Annotated in this window: 16 protein-coding genes; 7 read left to right on the top strand and 9 right to left on the bottom strand. The window is 63.5% G+C overall.

Annotated features, from left to right (window positions below):
- Positions 1-16 precede the first annotated feature (16 nt).
- Positions 17-1,582 (bottom strand): anthranilate synthase component I, encoded by a 1,566-nt coding sequence (gene trpE, locus DCY11_RS15205; protein ID WP_371515014.1) that lies wholly within the window; start codon positions 1,580-1,582, stop codon positions 17-19.
- Complete coding sequence (locus tag DCY11_RS15200) at positions 1,579-3,480, bottom strand: SurA N-terminal domain-containing protein (protein ID WP_108683571.1); 1,902 nt, start codon at positions 3,478-3,480, stop codon at positions 1,579-1,581. Before DCY11_RS15200 ends, trpE begins: the two co-directional genes overlap by 4 nt.
- A 169-nt stretch (positions 3,481-3,649) precedes the next feature.
- On the opposite strand from DCY11_RS15200, the gene tpiA reads away from it, so the two are divergent.
- From tpiA to DCY11_RS15175, 5 genes are all read left to right on the top strand, one after another.
- Positions 3,650-4,420: a triose-phosphate isomerase gene (tpiA, locus tag DCY11_RS15195; RefSeq protein WP_108683570.1), complete on the top strand. Its 771-nt coding sequence runs from the start codon at positions 3,650-3,652 to the stop codon at positions 4,418-4,420.
- A 120-nt stretch (positions 4,421-4,540) separates the two neighbouring features.
- On the top strand, positions 4,541-5,110 hold the full coding sequence (locus DCY11_RS15190; RefSeq protein WP_159080064.1) for a hypothetical protein: 570 nt from the start codon (positions 4,541-4,543) through the stop codon (positions 5,108-5,110).
- Between the two features lie 43 nt (positions 5,111-5,153).
- Positions 5,154-5,528, top strand: coding sequence for a preprotein translocase subunit SecG (gene secG / locus DCY11_RS15185; RefSeq protein WP_069444735.1), 375 nt, complete (start codon positions 5,154-5,156; stop codon positions 5,526-5,528).
- Between the two features lie 99 nt (positions 5,529-5,627).
- Complete coding sequence (locus DCY11_RS15180) at positions 5,628-7,256, top strand: CTP synthase (RefSeq protein ID WP_108683568.1); 1,629 nt, start codon at positions 5,628-5,630, stop codon at positions 7,254-7,256.
- A gap of 14 nt (positions 7,257-7,270) precedes the next feature.
- Positions 7,271-7,696: a GFA family protein gene (locus tag DCY11_RS15175; protein WP_245409398.1), complete on the top strand. Its 426-nt coding sequence runs from the start codon at positions 7,271-7,273 to the stop codon at positions 7,694-7,696.
- Positions 7,697-7,719: 23 nt separating this feature from the next.
- On the opposite strand, the gene DCY11_RS15170 is transcribed toward DCY11_RS15175, so the two are convergent.
- A complete protein-coding gene (locus DCY11_RS15170; protein WP_108683879.1) occupies positions 7,720-8,487 on the bottom strand; it encodes an MIP family channel protein in 768 nt (255 codons plus the stop codon).
- 144 nt (positions 8,488-8,631) lie between these two features.
- On the opposite strand from DCY11_RS15170, the gene kdsA reads away from it, so the two are divergent.
- Positions 8,632-9,483, top strand: coding sequence for a 3-deoxy-8-phosphooctulonate synthase (gene kdsA / locus DCY11_RS15165; RefSeq protein ID WP_108683878.1), 852 nt, complete (start codon positions 8,632-8,634; stop codon positions 9,481-9,483).
- A gap of 27 nt (positions 9,484-9,510) precedes the next feature.
- Here the strand turns inward: kdsA and DCY11_RS15160 are convergent, their stop codons facing one another.
- The 6 genes from DCY11_RS15160 to DCY11_RS15135 all read right to left on the bottom strand — a co-directional run bounded on the left by DCY11_RS15160 (position 9,511) and on the right by DCY11_RS15135 (position 14,180).
- On the bottom strand, positions 9,511-10,491 hold the full coding sequence (locus DCY11_RS15160; protein ID WP_108683566.1) for a DUF1835 domain-containing protein: 981 nt from the start codon (positions 10,489-10,491) through the stop codon (positions 9,511-9,513).
- Between the two features lie 22 nt (positions 10,492-10,513).
- Positions 10,514-10,996, bottom strand: coding sequence for a preQ(1) synthase (gene queF, locus DCY11_RS15155; protein WP_245409535.1), 483 nt, complete (start codon positions 10,994-10,996; stop codon positions 10,514-10,516).
- A gap of 51 nt (positions 10,997-11,047) precedes the next feature.
- Positions 11,048-11,428 (bottom strand): 6-carboxytetrahydropterin synthase, encoded by a 381-nt coding sequence (locus DCY11_RS15150; RefSeq protein WP_069444738.1) that lies wholly within the window; start codon positions 11,426-11,428, stop codon positions 11,048-11,050.
- 68 nt (positions 11,429-11,496) lie between these two features.
- The gene (gene queE, locus DCY11_RS15145) at positions 11,497-12,132 is read right to left on the bottom strand and encodes a 7-carboxy-7-deazaguanine synthase (protein ID WP_108683564.1); all 636 of its coding nucleotides are present in this window, start codon (positions 12,130-12,132) and stop codon (positions 11,497-11,499) included.
- 152 nt (positions 12,133-12,284) lie between these two features.
- A complete protein-coding gene (locus tag DCY11_RS15140) occupies positions 12,285-13,151 on the bottom strand; it encodes a hypothetical protein (protein WP_108683563.1) in 867 nt (288 codons plus the stop codon).
- A gap of 126 nt (positions 13,152-13,277) precedes the next feature.
- Positions 13,278-14,180, bottom strand: coding sequence for an AraC family transcriptional regulator (locus DCY11_RS15135; protein WP_108683562.1), 903 nt, complete (start codon positions 14,178-14,180; stop codon positions 13,278-13,280).
- Positions 14,181-14,401: 221 nt separating this feature from the next.
- Here DCY11_RS15135 and DCY11_RS15130 point away from each other — a divergent pair, with 221 nt between their 5' ends.
- Positions 14,402-15,136, top strand: a complete 735-nt coding sequence (locus DCY11_RS15130) for an SDR family oxidoreductase (RefSeq protein ID WP_108683561.1) — start codon at positions 14,402-14,404, stop codon at positions 15,134-15,136.
- Positions 15,137-15,138: the final 2 nt, after the last annotated feature.

The following is a 15,138-nucleotide window of genomic DNA, read 5'->3' as shown; positions in this document are numbered from 1 at the left end:
AGACCTCCTGGGCTCTCTATTGGCCGCGCTTGACCCGGGCGGCGAACCGGACGGCCTCGTCCGCGGCCTTGAACAGGGCTCCGGCCTTGTTGAGGCATTCGGTCTGCTCGTTCTCCGGAACGGAGTCTGCCACGATACCAGCGCCAGCCTGCACATACATGACACCGTCTTTCACAACGGACGTCCGCAACACGATGCAGCTATCCATTTCACCGTCGGCGGAGAAATAGCCGACGCAGCCCGCGTAAATGCCCCGCGCGGTCTCTTCCAGTTCGTCGATGATCTCCATGGCCCGGACCTTCGGTGCACCGGACACGGTGCCGGCGGGGAAGCCCGCCATCAGCGCATCGACGGAATCGTATTTCGGCGACAACTTCCCGGCGACGTTCGAAACGATGTGCATCACTTGGCTGTAGTACTCCAGGAAGAAGCTGTCGGTCACCTCGACGCTGCCGACTTCTGCGACCCGACCGACGTCGTTGCGCCCGAGGTCAAGCAACATGAGGTGTTCCGCGCACTCCTTGGCATCGGCGAGCAGGTCTTTCGCGAATGCCTGATCCTCCTCCGGCGTGCTGCCCCGCGGCCGTGTGCCGGCGATGGGGCGAATGGTGACGTCGCCCTTGCGTACACGCACCAAAATCTCGGGGCTCGACCCGACCACGGCAAACCCGCCGAAGTTGAGATAATACAGATACGGCGACGGGTTGACCCGCCGCAGCGCGCGGTACAGCGAAAAAGGCGGCAGCTCGAACGGCGCCTCGAAGCGTTGGCTGAGAACAACCTGGAAGATATCGCCCGCGGAGATGTACTCCTTCGCCCGCGCGACCTTCGCCATATAGGCATCCGGCGGCGTCATGGCGCGCGGCGCAGGATGGGGCATGTCGTCGGCAAGTTCGGGCTTATGGGGCAGAGGCTGATCCAGCCGCTCCAGAATGACGTTCAAACGCTCTCCGGCGCGGGCATAGGCGGCCTTCGCGCTGACGCCCGGCGCCGGCCGGACCGGCGTGACGACGCACAACTCGTCCTTCACGCTGTCGAAGATTGCAATCAACGTGGGACGCACGAGGATGCTGTCAGGCAGGCCGAGATCGTCCGCCGGGCCATCGGGCAGGTTCTCGATCAGCCGCACCGTGTTGTAGCCCATGAAGCCGAAGATGCCGGCCGCCATGGGCGGCAGCGCGTCGGGCAGGGCGATCTTGGACTCGGCCAACAGCGTCCGAAGGCTCTCGAGCGCCGGCTGCTGTACGGGTGCGAACGCGTCCGGGTCCGATTGCGGACTCCGATTGACTTCGGCCTTGTTGCCTTGCGCCCGCCAGATCAGATCCGGCTCACAGCCGATGATCGAATAGCGGCCGCGATTGGACCCACCCTCGACGGACTCGAAGAGAAAGCTGTTCGGCCGCTCGTCGGCGATCTTGAGCATGGCCGAGACCGGCGTTTCCAGATCGGCGACAAGCCGGGTCCACACCACTTGCGGGACACCCTCTTCGTAGAGACGCGCAAATGCCTCAAAGTCCGGCTCCATTGGAGCCGAACCGAGATCGGGCAGGGGCGGGCTCACCGAAGCTGGCGCCGAACTCATGGCGCCTCGCCGGTACCCGTCAACCGCGCCAGAGCCTGGCGGTTGACCTTCACGCCGTAGGTTTGCTCGAGCTCGCTGAAGTATTCCGCGATGATGTCCTCGCTATAGAGAAGCCCGATACGCGCGCCCAACTGCTTGAGCGCACGGGGATCGACCTCGGGCGGCTCGACGATGTCTTCCACCTGGAACACGATACGGCCCTCGTCGACGCCCGACGCAGCCGAACCGTAGCCACCCTTCGGCAGTGAGAAGGCCTGCTGCACCGCAGGCGGAAGCACATTGACCGTAATGTCGTCGCGCTTCAGCGCCGATGTCGGCAGCACTTCCTGACCGAGATCTGAGGCGACACCGTCGAGGGTCTTCGAACCGCTATTCAGCTCACTGATCAGCTTGTCCGTGTAGGTCTTGACCTGATTGCGCGTGGCCTCCCCACGCCAGCCCTCTTCGACCTCACTGCGAACATCGTCGAAGGGCTGCAGCGTTTCGGGCGTAATTCCCAAGACCTCGTACCACACCACGCCTTCGTCACGGGCATCGATCGGGTCGTTTTCGATTCCGGCATCGGTCGCGAAGACTCCATTCAAGAGCTCTTTCTGCGCCGGCGCTTCGAGCTGCGTGCCGTCAGGCTTCGCGCCCGTCCGATCGACCTGGTCTACGACCACGTAGTCGAGCTTGAGCTTGCCCGCCGTCTCTTCGAGCGTCGCGCCGGAGGCAAGTTCGTCCTCGACCTTGTCATGCATATCGAAGATCGCCCCGGAGGCACGTTCCTTGACGAGGTCCTTCTCGATGTTGGCCTTGGCCTCTTCGAAAGTGGGAATCTTGCCCTCGGTGATTTCGGTCACCCGAAGCAGCACCACACCACCGAGCTTACCGGTGACAGGCTTGCTGACCTCGTCCTTCTCGAGCTTGAAGGCTTCCTCCGCCACGACGGAATCGGCGAGGTCTTTTTTCGCCACGGTTCCGAGGTCGATATCGGATTCGCTGAGGCCCAGTTCCTTCGCTGCCTCGACGAAATCGGTGCCAGCCTCGATCTTGGCAGCGACCTTCTCAGCCTCTTCCGTACTCGGCAAAGCAATCTGCTGCACGTGCCGTGTCTCGGCCTGACCGAGCGTGTCCTTCTTGGACTCGTACGTGGCCTTGATGTCCGCCTCGGTGATGTTCAGCTCGTCCCTCACGGTATCGGGCGTCACGGCGATGAGCCCGACCTTCCGATATTCCGGCTGGGTGAAGGTCTGCTTGTGATTGTCGTAGTACGCTTTCAAGTCCTGTTCGGTCGGGTCGCCGGGCGCTTCGGCCGCGGACTTCGGGACGAGCACGTATTTCAAAATGCGGCGCTCTTCGTTGAAACGGTTCAACGCATCGATGACGGCCTTGGGGCTGCTCGCGACTTCACCGACCGTCACCAGCAACTGGCGCCGCAGAGTCTGCTCGCGCAGCGTCTGCAGATAGGCGCCTTCGCTCATGCCGATATTGCGCAAGGCGGACTGAAAGGCGAGGGGGCTGAAATTGCCCGCGCCGTCCTGGAAGGACGGATCCTTCATGATCTGCTCGAGCAGCGCCTCGTCGCTGATGCTGAGACCGAGATGGCTCGCATGGGTATCGACCGCGGCGCCGCCCACCAGCCGTTCCAGCACGCGCTGATCCAGACCCGCCGCGCGCGCCTCTTGCAGGCTGAGGGCACGGCCCGCGTCTTGGCTCATGGTGCGCAGGACGTCCTGCTGAGCGCGCTGATAGTCCTGAGGCGAGATCTCCGTATCGCCGACCTCGATCAAGGTCTGCTGGCCGTAGCCGGTGAAGATATCGGCGATACCCCAGATGGCGAAGCTCACCACCAACAGGGCGACGAGAATCAAACCGAACGTTCGTGCTGCGCCTTTGCGCAATGTCGCGAGTGCCACGCCTCGAAAACCTTCTTATTCATGAATTGCCAAATGCGCATCAGCGTCCGATGGTATGGCCGCTTCGCGCGGCGCGCATCATAGGTAGACAGCGCGGGTGCGGCAACACGCACGAGCAAAGGAAAATCGCGCTATTTCGATAAGGTAACTGCGCGAGTTGGGGGGAAGAGTGACTGCAATTAGGCCGCTTGTCGCCGGCAATTGGAAGATGAACGGGCTGAGCGGTTCGCTGTCCGAGCTTACGGCGCTCCGGAAACGTCTCGACGAGGCCCCCGTTCCGCAAGCCGACGCCATGATGTGCCCGCCGGCGACCCTACTCACCCGGGCCCGGGATGTGTTGGAGGGCTCCTCTATCCTGCTCGGGGCGCAAGACTGCCATCCGCTGCCCTCCGGTGCCCATACAGGCGATATTTCCGCAGAAATGCTGGCCGACGCGGGGGCCACGGCCGTGATCGTGGGCCACTCGGAACGCCGGATCGATCACGGCGAAACGGACGCGTTGGTGCACGCCAAGGCCCTTGCCGCTTACCGGGCCGGGCTGACCGCGATCATCTGTATCGGCGAGACCGAAGCCCAATACCGGGACGGGAAGACCCTCGACGTCCTGCGCAGCCAGCTGGAAGGCTCGGTGCCGGAGGGCGCGCGCGCCGCGAATACCGTCGTGGCCTATGAGCCTGTCTGGGCCATCGGCACCGGGCTCACGCCCACGCCCCCCGAGGTGGCCCAGGTCCATGGCCTCATTCGCTCCGTTCTGGGTCAAATGCTGGGCGATTCGGAAGCAGGCGCCATGCGGATTTTGTATGGCGGCTCCGTGAAACCCGCCAATGCCGCGGAACTTCTCTTCGTTCCGGATGTCAACGGCGCCCTGGTCGGCGGGGCTAGTTTGAAGGCCGACGATTTTTACGAGATTCTCGCCGTTTACGCGGAAATTCAGGGCTGATCAGTCCCCGGAAAAGCTTGGGTCGGCGCTTGCAAATCCGCTAGGGTTCTGCATTCTGCCAAGATGAAGACGGCAGGGGGCCAAGATTTGCTTGGGAAGCCGATAATGAAGCTGCATCCAATGGCAGTCATACTGCTCGTTGCCGGCTTCGTTGCGCCCTACGGCACCGTGCACGCCGAGATGCTGGAAGCCGAAGAGTGCGAAGCACTTAAGTCCCAGCAGAAGGCTCTCCTGACCCCGACGGTCCAGTCCGCCCTGACAAGGGGTCCCGACTGGGTCAAAGACAACCTTCACGACCAAGAAAAGATCGAGCAGGTCCGCGAATATCTGTTGGTCGAGGAAAAGCTCGCTTTCCGCTGCCGCACGAACGGCGTGCGGATCCCGAAACCGATGCCACCGCCGCTGCCCGACCGCAAACCCGCCGTTCCGACTTTCGTCGTGGCCGGTGTCGACGCCACATCGCTCATGCCGCTGCGCAACCCCTCGAGAGAGGCGGCCGACGCCATCGCGTCCGTCCTTAGCGAAGAAGGCGAGGGGGAAGGCGATATCGACAATGGCTTGGATGAAGCCTCCAAGGACGAGGACCCCGCCAATAGCGGCCTCGCCAGTGCCGCGGGCGGGGTGAACGCCGCCGGGGAGGCCCTCGCAAAAGACGAGGCGGCCATACGGCAGGGGCTAGCCAAGCCCTAGCGGATTCGGATAAGACAGCGCCTTCGAATAACAAGGCGACACTATGAGCACCGTACTTCTTCTGATCCATGTGATGATCGCGATGGCCCTCGTGGGCGTCATCCTGCTGCAACGCTCCGAGGGCGGCGCACTGGGTATTGGCGGCGGCGGTGGCGGCGGTGGCGCCGGATTCATGACCGGCCGCGGTGCCGGCGATGCTCTCACGCGGGCCACGGCCATTTTGGCGGCCTGCTTTTTCGCCACCAGCCTGACCCTGTCGATCCTGGCGAGCCACAATACGGCCTCCGGTCCGTCGATCGTCCCGACCAGTGGCGGCGAAGGCGGGCTGACCCCGCTTGCGATCCCCGGTCAGAGCGAACCGGCTACGCCCGCGGCACCCGCTGCGCCGTCCGGACCGCAAGTCCCGCAGTCGAACTGATTGCGTCCCAAGTTTCTCACAGGAAATTCTGCGCCATGACGTCACTCACGCCAGGTTTTGGCTGCGCATGAGCGAAGACTCGGTGTAGGGTCGAGGCCCATGGCGCGGTACGTCTTCATTACCGGCGGCGTGGTTTCCTCACTCGGCAAGGGGCTCGCTTCGGCAGCGCTAGGAGCGCTTTTACAGGCGCGCGGCTATCGCGTGCGTCTTTGTAAGCTCGACCCCTATTTGAACGTCGATCCAGGGACCATGAGCCCCTATCAGCACGGCGAGGTCTTCGTCACCGATGACGGTGCGGAGACGGACCTGGATCTCGGCCATTACGAGCGCTTCACCGGCAGGCCCGCGCGGCAGGCCGACAACATCACCACGGGCCGGATCTACCAGGAGATCATCGCCAAAGAGCGCCGTGGCGATTATCTGGGCGCCACCGTCCAGGTCATTCCGCACGTCACCGACGCCATCAAGAACTTCATCGTCACCGGTAACGAAGACGTGGATTTCGTACTCTGCGAGATCGGCGGTACGGTGGGCGATATCGAGGGCCTGCCGTTCTTCGAAGCCATTCGGCAGCTCGGCAACGAGTTGCCGCGCGGAACGAGCGCCTTCGTCCACCTGACGCTGCTGCCGTACATTCCGAGCGCCGGAGAACTCAAGACCAAGCCCACGCAGCACTCGGTGAAGGAACTGCGCTCGATCGGTATTCAGCCGGACATCCTGTTGTGCCGCGCCGACCGCCCGTTGCCGCCGGAAGAGCGGCGCAAGATCGCGCTGTTCTGTAACGTCCGCCCTGAAGCCGTGGTCCAGGCCCTAGACGTGTCGAGCATCTACGACGTGCCGCTGGCCTATCACTACGAAGGTTTGGACAGCGAACTCCTGGCCGCCTTCGGCATCGCCGATGCACCGGCGCCGAACCTGTCCCTGTGGACCGACATCTCGTCGACCATCGCCGAGCCCGATGGCGAGGTGACGATCGCGATCGTCGGCAAATACACCGGGCTGAAGGACGCCTATAAGTCCCTCAGCGAGGCGCTGACCCATGGCGGCATCGCCAACAAGGTGAAGGTCAATCTCGAATGGATTGAGTCGGAGATCTTCGAGAGCCAGGACACCGCGGCGTATCTCGAGAACGTCAACGGCATTCTCGTGCCGGGCGGATTCGGCGAACGCGGCGCCGAAGGCAAGATCCTGGCGGCACGCTACGCGCGGCAGCGAAGGTTCCCGTATTTCGGAATCTGCTTCGGCATGCAGATGGCCGTGCTCGAAGTCGCCCGCGATCTGGCGGGGATCGAGGCGGCAAGCTCGACCGAGTTCGGACCCACCGACGAACCGCTGATCGGCCTCATGACGGAGTGGATGAAGGGCGACGAGTTGGAGCGCCGCGAACAAAATGGCGATCTCGGCGGCACGATGCGGCTTGGCGCCTTCGACGCCACGCTTGCGCCCGGCAGCAAGGTCGCCAGCATTTACGGAACGACAGAGATTTCCGAACGCCACCGGCACCGCTACGAAGTGAACATGCGCTACCGCGAGCAACTCGAGAACGCGGGTCTGCGTTTCTCTGGTCTATCTCCGGACGGCCTCTTGCCCGAGATCGTGGAGATCCCCGACCATCCCTGGTTCGTCGGCGTTCAGTTCCACCCCGAACTGAAGTCGCGGCCGTTCGATCCGCATCCACTCTTCAAGTCGTTCATTGCGGCGGCCGTCGAGCAGAGCCGCTTGGTGTAACGACGGAGGATCGCGTGGCGGAGAAGCACCTCAAAGGATCCTGCGCCTGCGGCCGGGTTCAGGTGGAGACAAGAGGCGAGCCATACCGGGTCGGCGTGTGTCACTGCATGACATGCCGCAAGGCCCATGGCGCGCCGTTCAACTTCTACGCCGTGTTTCCGCCCGAGGCCGTCACCGTGTCGGGAGAGGTGATCGCCTTCGCGAGCACCGAGAAGGTCCGGCGCTATTCCTGCCGCAACTGCGGCGCGCCCATTTACTCGACCTATTTCCGCGAGGACGAGTTCTACGTGCACCCCGGCTCGTTCGACGAGATCGGGGCTTTCACGCCCACATACGAACTTTGGACGAAGCGCCGGGAGCCCTGGCTTCCAGCCTTTCCGACCTGCGTGAGCCAATTCCCTGAGAGCCGGCAAAAGTGGACGCGGCACGAGCCGGAATAGGCCCGCGCCGCGCGCTACCCACTTTATTTTGCGGGCGCGGATGCACCCGGAGCGACGTCGGAGTCGCCTTCGCCCCTGATCGGAATCTCATCGTCACCCGACAGTACGCCTCCCGGCCTGAACAGAAGCCCGGCCAATCCCGCGCCGAACAGCGGCGCGACGATGAACAACCACACTTGGGCGAGAGCCAGCGGATTCGATGCCGCGCCGACTAGCGCCGGACCGAATGAACGGGCCGGGTTCACCGAGGTTCCGGTGATGTTGATGCCGAGCAGATGCAGCGCAACCAGCGTGAACCCGATCGCCAGCCCAGCGAGCCCTACAGGCGCGCCTTTTTGGGTCACACCGAGAATGCAGACGAGAAACAGGAACGTTCCCACGACCTCATAGACGAATGCCGAGGCAAGGCTGTATTCGCCGAGATAGCCGGGCCCCCAGCCGTTCTGGCCGAGACTGCCCGTCCAGCCGGAGGCTTTGCCCGACAGGATGAGATACAGCACGGCGGCGCCAACGATCGCGCCAAGAACCTGTGCGATCACATAGGTGACGAAATCCGACACGGTCATCCGCCCCGCCACGAGGACCCCGAGACTGACGGCCGGATTGATGTGGCAACCGGATACTTGGCCGATGCCGTACGCCATCGCCACGATGGCCAGCCCAAACGCCATGGCGATGCCCAGAATGTCGACGGACGTCGCGCCTTCGCCCATGCCGGCGATCACGGCGGTACCGCAGCCAAAAAGAACCAGTGCAAACGTCCCGATGAATTCGGCGATCGCCTTATTCATATCCATTCCTCCCCAGTGAGATGCCCGGAAAATCCGGCGGCGAAAAGCACTGCATGTTCGCCGCGCGGTTGCCTAGTCAGATCACGCCACCGGTCGAGTTCCCCACAGTTGACGCATGCCCGCGCACGGCCCATGAAGAGCCCCATGAATGAAGCAATGAAGCCCGCGCCGGCGGCCACGGTCTCCGCCGGATCCGTCACCTTCGGCAACGCGTTGCCGCTCGCCATCATGGCGGGTCCGTGTGCGCTCGAGAGCCGCGAACATGCGCTCGAAACCGCCGCAGCCCTGAAGGAAATCGCAAGCCGCGTCGGGATCGGGCTCGTCTACAAGTCATCCTTCGACAAGGCCAACCGGACGAGCCTGTCCAGCGCCCGGGGGCTTGGCCTGGAAGAGGCGCTTCCCATCTTCGCCGAAATCCGCGAGGCGACGGGGCTGCCTGTGGTCACGGACGTCCATGAACCGGACCAGTGCGCCGCCGCGGCCGAAGCCGTGGATGTGCTCCAGATCCCCGCGTTCCTCTGCCGCCAAACGGACCTTCTGATCGCCGCGGCCAAGACGGGGAAGGTCGTCAACGTCAAGAAGGGGCAGTTCCTCGCACCGTGGGATATGCGCCACGTGGTGGCGAAGGTCGTCGGCGCCGGCAACCCGAACGTCCTCGTGACCGAGCGCGGCGTATCCTTCGGCTACAACACGCTCGTATCCGACATGCGGGCGCTGCCGATCCTGGCGGAGACTGGTGCGCCGGTCATTTTCGATGCGACCCATTCGGTGCAGCAGCCGGGCGGGCAGGGCGGCACCAGCGGCGGCGAGCGGCGCTTCGTTCCCGTCCTAGCGCGCGCGGCGGTTGCCGTCGGCGTTGCCGGCGTCTTCATCGAGACCCATCAGGACCCCGACGCGGCGCCGTCGGACGGTCCCAACATGGTCCCGCTGCGCGACCTTGAAGGCTTGTTGGAAGAGCTCTTGTCCTTCGATCGCCTGGCGAAGGCACGCGCCTAGACCGCCGACTTCACTCCGCCCAATCGCCTAGAGCGGCGCGATGAGGTGCTCGGTTTCCGGATCCCAGCGCCAAAGCCTCGCATTGGTGAGATGCGTGCCGCCCCACCAGCGATCGATCGGGTGATGCTCTGCCCAGTCGGCCCGGCCTTCGACCACGTCCTTACCGAGAGTGGTGAGGGCAGGCTGGCTCTTCACATAGGCTTCCATGCGCGCCTTGTCCTCGACCTGGAACGGCGCACCGTCCAGCCCTGCAATCAACGGCGCGGGACCGAGCGCGAGCCCGTCGAGAACCCGCCAGAAACTCCAGTCGCCCATGAACTCGGCGTCTTCCATCTTCTGCACGGCACCGAATAGGGCGACCGCGGTGAGGGTGGACCCGGCGTTCAAACAGGCGAGGACCAGCCGCTCCGTCCGCGTCACGCCGTCGGGCCCAGGAAGCTCTTCCAGCATGCGGACGACAGCGCCCCGCAAGAAGGGCAACGCCGAGATATCCTCTCTCAGGAGACGCGCCCAGGCTTCCGGCGTGGGTTGGCGGAAAGCTGCCCAGGCCCTGACCGCCAGATCGAGTTGCGCATCCGTTACGGGCCGCGCCAGCGCGGCCTCGTCGACAATCGCTTCCGGCTCTTGGCGCGCGATGTACTCATCGGTTTGCACCATCAGGAGCGTTTCGGGCTCGCGCGGATGATCGGCGAACCAATCGAGCACCTGCAGAAGTTGGAGTTGATCGTAAAGATCATGCTCGAACCACAGGATAACCCTATCGAAATTCGTGCTTATGCTCAGGCCCCGATAGCGCGCCTCGAAGTCGTTTTCGAGAACGCCCGGGTCCCCGGCGCCGGCTTCCGCCAAGAATGCGACCCGCGCCGCGCTCAGTTCTTCCCGCGTCTCCGTGAGCGGCACCGGGCCTTCGTGCAGCACGTCGCGCCAGGGCAGAACCTCCGTACCTTGCAGAGTCCGCCGCAAGAGTTCGCCGGCGGAGTCGCCGTTGGTGATGATGAGATCGACCATGTTTTCAGAACCTCTGCCGCGACTAGCCGCGACCGCGATAGGGTGCGACGCCCTGGTCGGGAATCCAAATGCCCTCGGGCGGGCTCCCGTATTGCCAAAACACGTCGATGGGGATGCCGCCGCGCGGGAACCAGTAGCCGCCGATCCGCAGCCAAGACGGCTCGAGCAGATCGGCAATGGCCTTGCCGATCGTAAGCGTCGTGTCTTCGTGGAAGGCCGCCGTGTTCCGGAAGCTGCCGAGATAGAGCTTGAACGATTTGGATTCGACCAGCCAGGCACCGGGTGCGTAATCCAGGACGAAATGGGCGAAATCCGGCTGACCGGTGACGGGACACAGGCACGTAAATTCCGGTGCGGTGAACCGCGCCACATAGGCCGTGTCCGGATGGGGGTTCGGAACCCGCTCCAGAACGGCATCGTCGGGTGAGGCAGGCAGCGGCGCGGTCTTGCCGAGCTGCCGCAGGCCTTGGTCCTTGACGGATGCTTTCTTCACCGCCTCGGCCATCTTCTTGGCCGGGCCCTTTGCCGTTCTTTTCGAGGGGCGCTTGGCCATCCGCTATTCGGCCGCAAGCCGCATGGGCGGCCCGTGATAGACACAGCCCTCGTGGCAGGAGTCGCGCGCCACGACGACCTCCACGAGACCGGGCAGCCGGTTATGAAGCCGGTCCCAGAGCCACATGGCGATCCGCTCCAGCGTCGGGGCCGACAAGCCCTCGATGTCGTTCAGCATGCGGTGGTCGAGCGCGTCCTTCGCATCCTGGACCGCTGCTTCCAGCTCACCGAAATGGATGATGATGCCTGTATCCTCATCGGGCTGGCCGTCCACGGTGATGCGCGCACGGAACGAATGCCCATGCACCCGGGCATTCGGATGACCGGGTGGGGCCGACGGCAGGAAATGTGCCGCCTCGAAGAAGAATTCTTTGTAAATTCGCATTCGCGCTGTTTAGGGATTTTTGCGCGGCCGACCAGAGGCTGTACGCCTCAGCCTCACCGCAGGCCACCCTAGGGCAATCCCAGGATTTTATGGGTTTGCAGGCTCAAACGCCACTGTGGGTGCCGCAGACAGTAGTCGAGCGCCGCTTCCAGATTCGATGTCCCGCCCGACTGGTCGTCCAGCGGCTGCAGTAGGAAGTGCGTGAAGGACATGCCGAGCACATCCTCCGGCTCCATATCGGGCTGGGGATAGACCAGCTTCAACTCGTCGCCCGATCGCTGCCGAAGGGGGGCGCCTGCCTTCGGGCTGACGCAGATCCAATCGATCTCATCCAAGACGGGAAGGGTGCCGTTCGTCTCGATGGCGGTCTCGAAACCGGCTTGGTGGAAGGCGTCGATCAAGGCCTCGTCGACCTGCAGCATCGGCTCACCGCCCGTGAGAACCACAAATTCGGCGGCGCCCGAGTTGCCCTTCCAGGCTGCCCGGCACGCTTGGACCACGTCTTCCGCCGTTTCGAACCGGCCGCCGCCAGGACCGTCGGTCCCGACGAATTCCGTATCGCAGAAACGGCAAATGGCGTCCGCGCGGTCTCTCTCCCGACCCGACCACAGGTTACAGCCGGCAAAACGGCAGAAAACGGCCGGACGGCCAGCCTGGGCTCCTTCGCCCTGCAGCGTGTAGTAGATTTCCTTGACCGCATACATGGGCGGGTAAGTGGGCGCAAAACGCCCTTGAGGCAAGCCCCATATCCAAGGTGCCATTGAAAATCGCCCAGGCACTAATCTTGCGCTAGATGCCAAAGGCTTGGTTGAGCGCAAATGCCTGGGCGATGATACGTCCTAGAGGCGCTGGAAGCCTACTCGGCCTGCCTCTCTTCAACGGGTGGGCTGTACTTGCCCGGGATGACCTTCTCAGGCGGGTTGGTGCCCGGAGGATTGATCGACCGGATGAAGGCGATGATCTGCCAGAGGTGGTCGGACGTCTTGATGACGTGTCCCATTTCCGGCATCGGCGCTTTCACGGTTCCGTACTGGTAGCGCGTGAATCCTTGCTTCTGCAGCTCCGCGGATCCGAGCGCGATCAGACGGAACAGCACGTCGTCGGTGTTGCCCCAGAACCAAACGCCTTGGCTGAGGGCAGGGCAAAAACCGCCGCCACCGCCGCCGCCATGGCACTCGTTGCAGCCCGGCAGGCGGAATTGCTTCACAAGATAATCGGGATTGTCCTTGTGTTCTTCCTTCAGCTCTTGCCAGTCGTAAGGGTTATGCAGTTCGCCTGGCGGCGTCTTGGCGATTAGCTCGAAGGGAGGCGTCTTGTCGCCCTTCTTGCAGCACTTGTCCTCTGCTTCCTCGGCCGCAAGTTCCGACTCGGCGGCTTCCTGAGCTTCGGCTTCCTCCGTGGCAACCGGATCCGTTGGAGGTTGTTCTGCTGGTTCTGATGCGGCTTCACCGTCGGCATCACCAGTGTCGGCCTGGGCAACGCGCATGGACGTGTCGGTCACGGTTGCACTGGAATCGGTTCCCGCTGCGCTCGGAGGCACATCGTCCCCGGCGCCATTGGACGGAGCCTGGGCTTCGGAGCGTTCGACCTGCTCAGCCACGGCCGCGAAGGCCATGTTGTCCTTGAACGGCTCGCTGGTCACGAGAGCCGCCCCCACAATAAACGCACCCGCCAAGAACAGGCCAAGCGCGCTCACCCATTTCGGGCGTTTGGGCTGGTTCATATTTTTCCTCTAATTACCTAGAAATTCTCACGCACCAGGACGGTGCGCAGTCCCCAACCTATAGCACAGGATTCCCATAGACGAGGGGAGGCGGCGACGTTCCCGCCGCAGGTTCGCGGGGCGCACTCAGGCGGCGACGAACCCGCCTGGAACCTCTTTCAGGCGGGCGATATCGCGTTGCGGTGGCAGGCCGAACAGGCGGCGGTACTCGCGGCTGAACTGCGATGGGCTGGCATAGCCGACGCTATGGCTTGCAGCCGCGGCGTCGCAGAGACCTTGAAGCATCAGCCGCCGCGCTTCCTGAAGCCGCATCTGCTTCTGATATTGCAGCGGGCTCATGGCGGTCACCGCCTTGAAGTGGTTATGAAGGGCGGACGCACTCATTCGTGCCACGTCGGCCAGATCCTCGACCCGGAACGGCTCGCGATAGTTGCGCTTGATGTAGTCGATGGCACGGCCGACCTGCTGCAGCCGGCTGTCACCGAGTGCAATCTCCCGAAGCTTCGCCGCCTGGTCGCCTTGCAGCAACCGGAACAGCAACTCGCGTTCGAACAGCGGCGCCAGGACGGGAATATCTCGAGGCGTCTCAAGCAGGCGAAGGAGGCGGACTGCGGTGTCCGTCAATTCGGGTGTGACCTTGCTGAGGCCGAGCGCCGGAGCTGGCTCACGGCTGTCCGGACCCGGACTTGTATCGAGCAGCAGCATCCCGAGTGTCGCGACATCGAGATTGAACTTCACGCACAGATAGGGCTCGGCCTCGGAAGCCTCGATGATTTGGCCGACGACCGGCACGTCGACCGAGATCACAAGATACTTGTCCTGATCGTACAGGTAGACCGCATCGCCCAGGATGGCCTGTTTGCTTCCTTGCGCAATGATGCAGACCGCCGGCTCATAGACCGCGTGCAAGGGCAGGGTCGGACGTGAACTGCGGATCACGAACAGCCGCGGGACGGCCGTTGCGTGGACTCCATCCGTCTTGGCCGATCGGTCAATCAGGCTGGCAAGCTCGGATTGGCTCGTGCTCATGAGAATTGTCTCGGAAGACTGCTGTGGCCGGGGAAATCTATGCCCTTTGATGCGCCGGGAAGAGGGGGCGCGCAAGAATGCCGCAGCCGGAGGAGCCCAAACGTGGAGGATTAGGCAACACTGCGCGAGCTTTGGTCTACCGCTGATCGGGGTCCCGGCACCACGTTCTGCCTCAGACGAGGCGGGACTCTCCCGCCGCATGAGGAAAGGAACGTGAGACCATGTCGAACATCGAAGGAAAAGTCGTCGCCATCACCGGTGCAAGCAGTGGGATCGGCGAATCCGCGGCAAGGCATCTGGCCAAGAAGGGCGCGCGTGTCGTCCTCGGCGCACGACGCACCGACAAGCTCGAGAAGATCGTCGGAGAAATCCGGGCCGCGGGCGGTACCGCCGAGTTCCGCCCCCTCGACGTGACGAGCCGCGAGAGCGTGGAGGAGTTCGTACAATTCGCCGACAAGACGTTCGGCAAGCTTGACGTCGTCGTCAACAATGCCGGGCTCATGCCGCTGTCGCCGCTCGAAGCGCTGAAAGTGGACGAGTGGGACCGGATGATCGATGTCAACATCAAGGGCGTCCTCTACGGTATCGCCGCAGGCCTGCCGATCATGAAGCGCCAGGGCTATGGGCAGTTCGTCAACATCTCGTCCATCGCCGCCCACTCCGTGCTGCCGACCGGCGCCGTCTATTGCGCCACCAAGTATGCCGTCAACGCGCTGTCGGACGGCCTGCGCCTGGAAAACGCGGACATCCGGGTGAGCGTGGTCTCGCCGGGCGTCACCGAGTCCGAGCTGGCCGACACCATCACGCATGGCGACACTAAGACGATGATCGACGAGTACCGCAAGACCGCGCTCCCGGCCCAAGCGATCGCCGACGCCATCGCCTACGCGATCGAACAGCCTGACAGCGTCGATGTGAACGAGATCATCGTGCGGCCGACAGCAGCCACGCGGTAACG

It is taken from the genome of Methyloceanibacter sp. wino2, from assembly GCF_003071365.1.
In the GTDB taxonomy this organism is placed as follows: Bacteria; Pseudomonadota; Alphaproteobacteria; order Rhizobiales; family Methyloligellaceae; genus Methyloceanibacter.
The sequence above is the reverse complement of the archived record's forward strand: the minus strand, read 5'-3'. Positions and strand labels throughout refer to the sequence as shown.

Bases quoted from the DNA above. Each gene is read 5' to 3' on its own strand.
- DCY11_RS15190 (WP_159080064.1), top strand. From the start codon at position 4,541: ATGGCAGTCATACTGCTCGTTGCCGGCTTCGTTGCGCCCTACGGCACC.
- DCY11_RS15150 (WP_069444738.1), bottom strand. From the start codon at position 11,428: ATGCGAATTTACAAAGAATTCTTCTTCGAGGCGGCACATTTCCTGCCG.
- queF (WP_245409535.1), bottom strand. From the start codon at position 10,996: ATGGCCGAGGCGGTGAAGAAAGCATCCGTCAAGGACCAAGGCCTGCGG.
- DCY11_RS15130 (WP_108683561.1), top strand. From the start codon at position 14,402: ATGTCGAACATCGAAGGAAAAGTCGTCGCCATCACCGGTGCAAGCAGT.
- trpE (WP_371515014.1), bottom strand. From the start codon at position 1,582: ATGAGTTCGGCGCCAGCTTCGGTGAGCCCGCCCCTGCCCGATCTCGGT.
- kdsA (WP_108683878.1), top strand. From the start codon at position 8,632: ATGAATGAAGCAATGAAGCCCGCGCCGGCGGCCACGGTCTCCGCCGGA.
- secG (WP_069444735.1), top strand. From the start codon at position 5,154: ATGAGCACCGTACTTCTTCTGATCCATGTGATGATCGCGATGGCCCTC.
- DCY11_RS15160 (WP_108683566.1), bottom strand. From the start codon at position 10,491: ATGGTCGATCTCATCATCACCAACGGCGACTCCGCCGGCGAACTCTTG.
- queE (WP_108683564.1), bottom strand. From the start codon at position 12,132: ATGTATGCGGTCAAGGAAATCTACTACACGCTGCAGGGCGAAGGAGCC.
- DCY11_RS15180 (WP_108683568.1), top strand. From the start codon at position 5,628: ATGGCGCGGTACGTCTTCATTACCGGCGGCGTGGTTTCCTCACTCGGC.
- DCY11_RS15170 (WP_108683879.1), bottom strand. From the start codon at position 8,487: ATGAATAAGGCGATCGCCGAATTCATCGGGACGTTTGCACTGGTTCTT.
- DCY11_RS15135 (WP_108683562.1), bottom strand. From the start codon at position 14,180: ATGAGCACGAGCCAATCCGAGCTTGCCAGCCTGATTGACCGATCGGCC.
- DCY11_RS15140 (WP_108683563.1), bottom strand. From the start codon at position 13,151: ATGAACCAGCCCAAACGCCCGAAATGGGTGAGCGCGCTTGGCCTGTTC.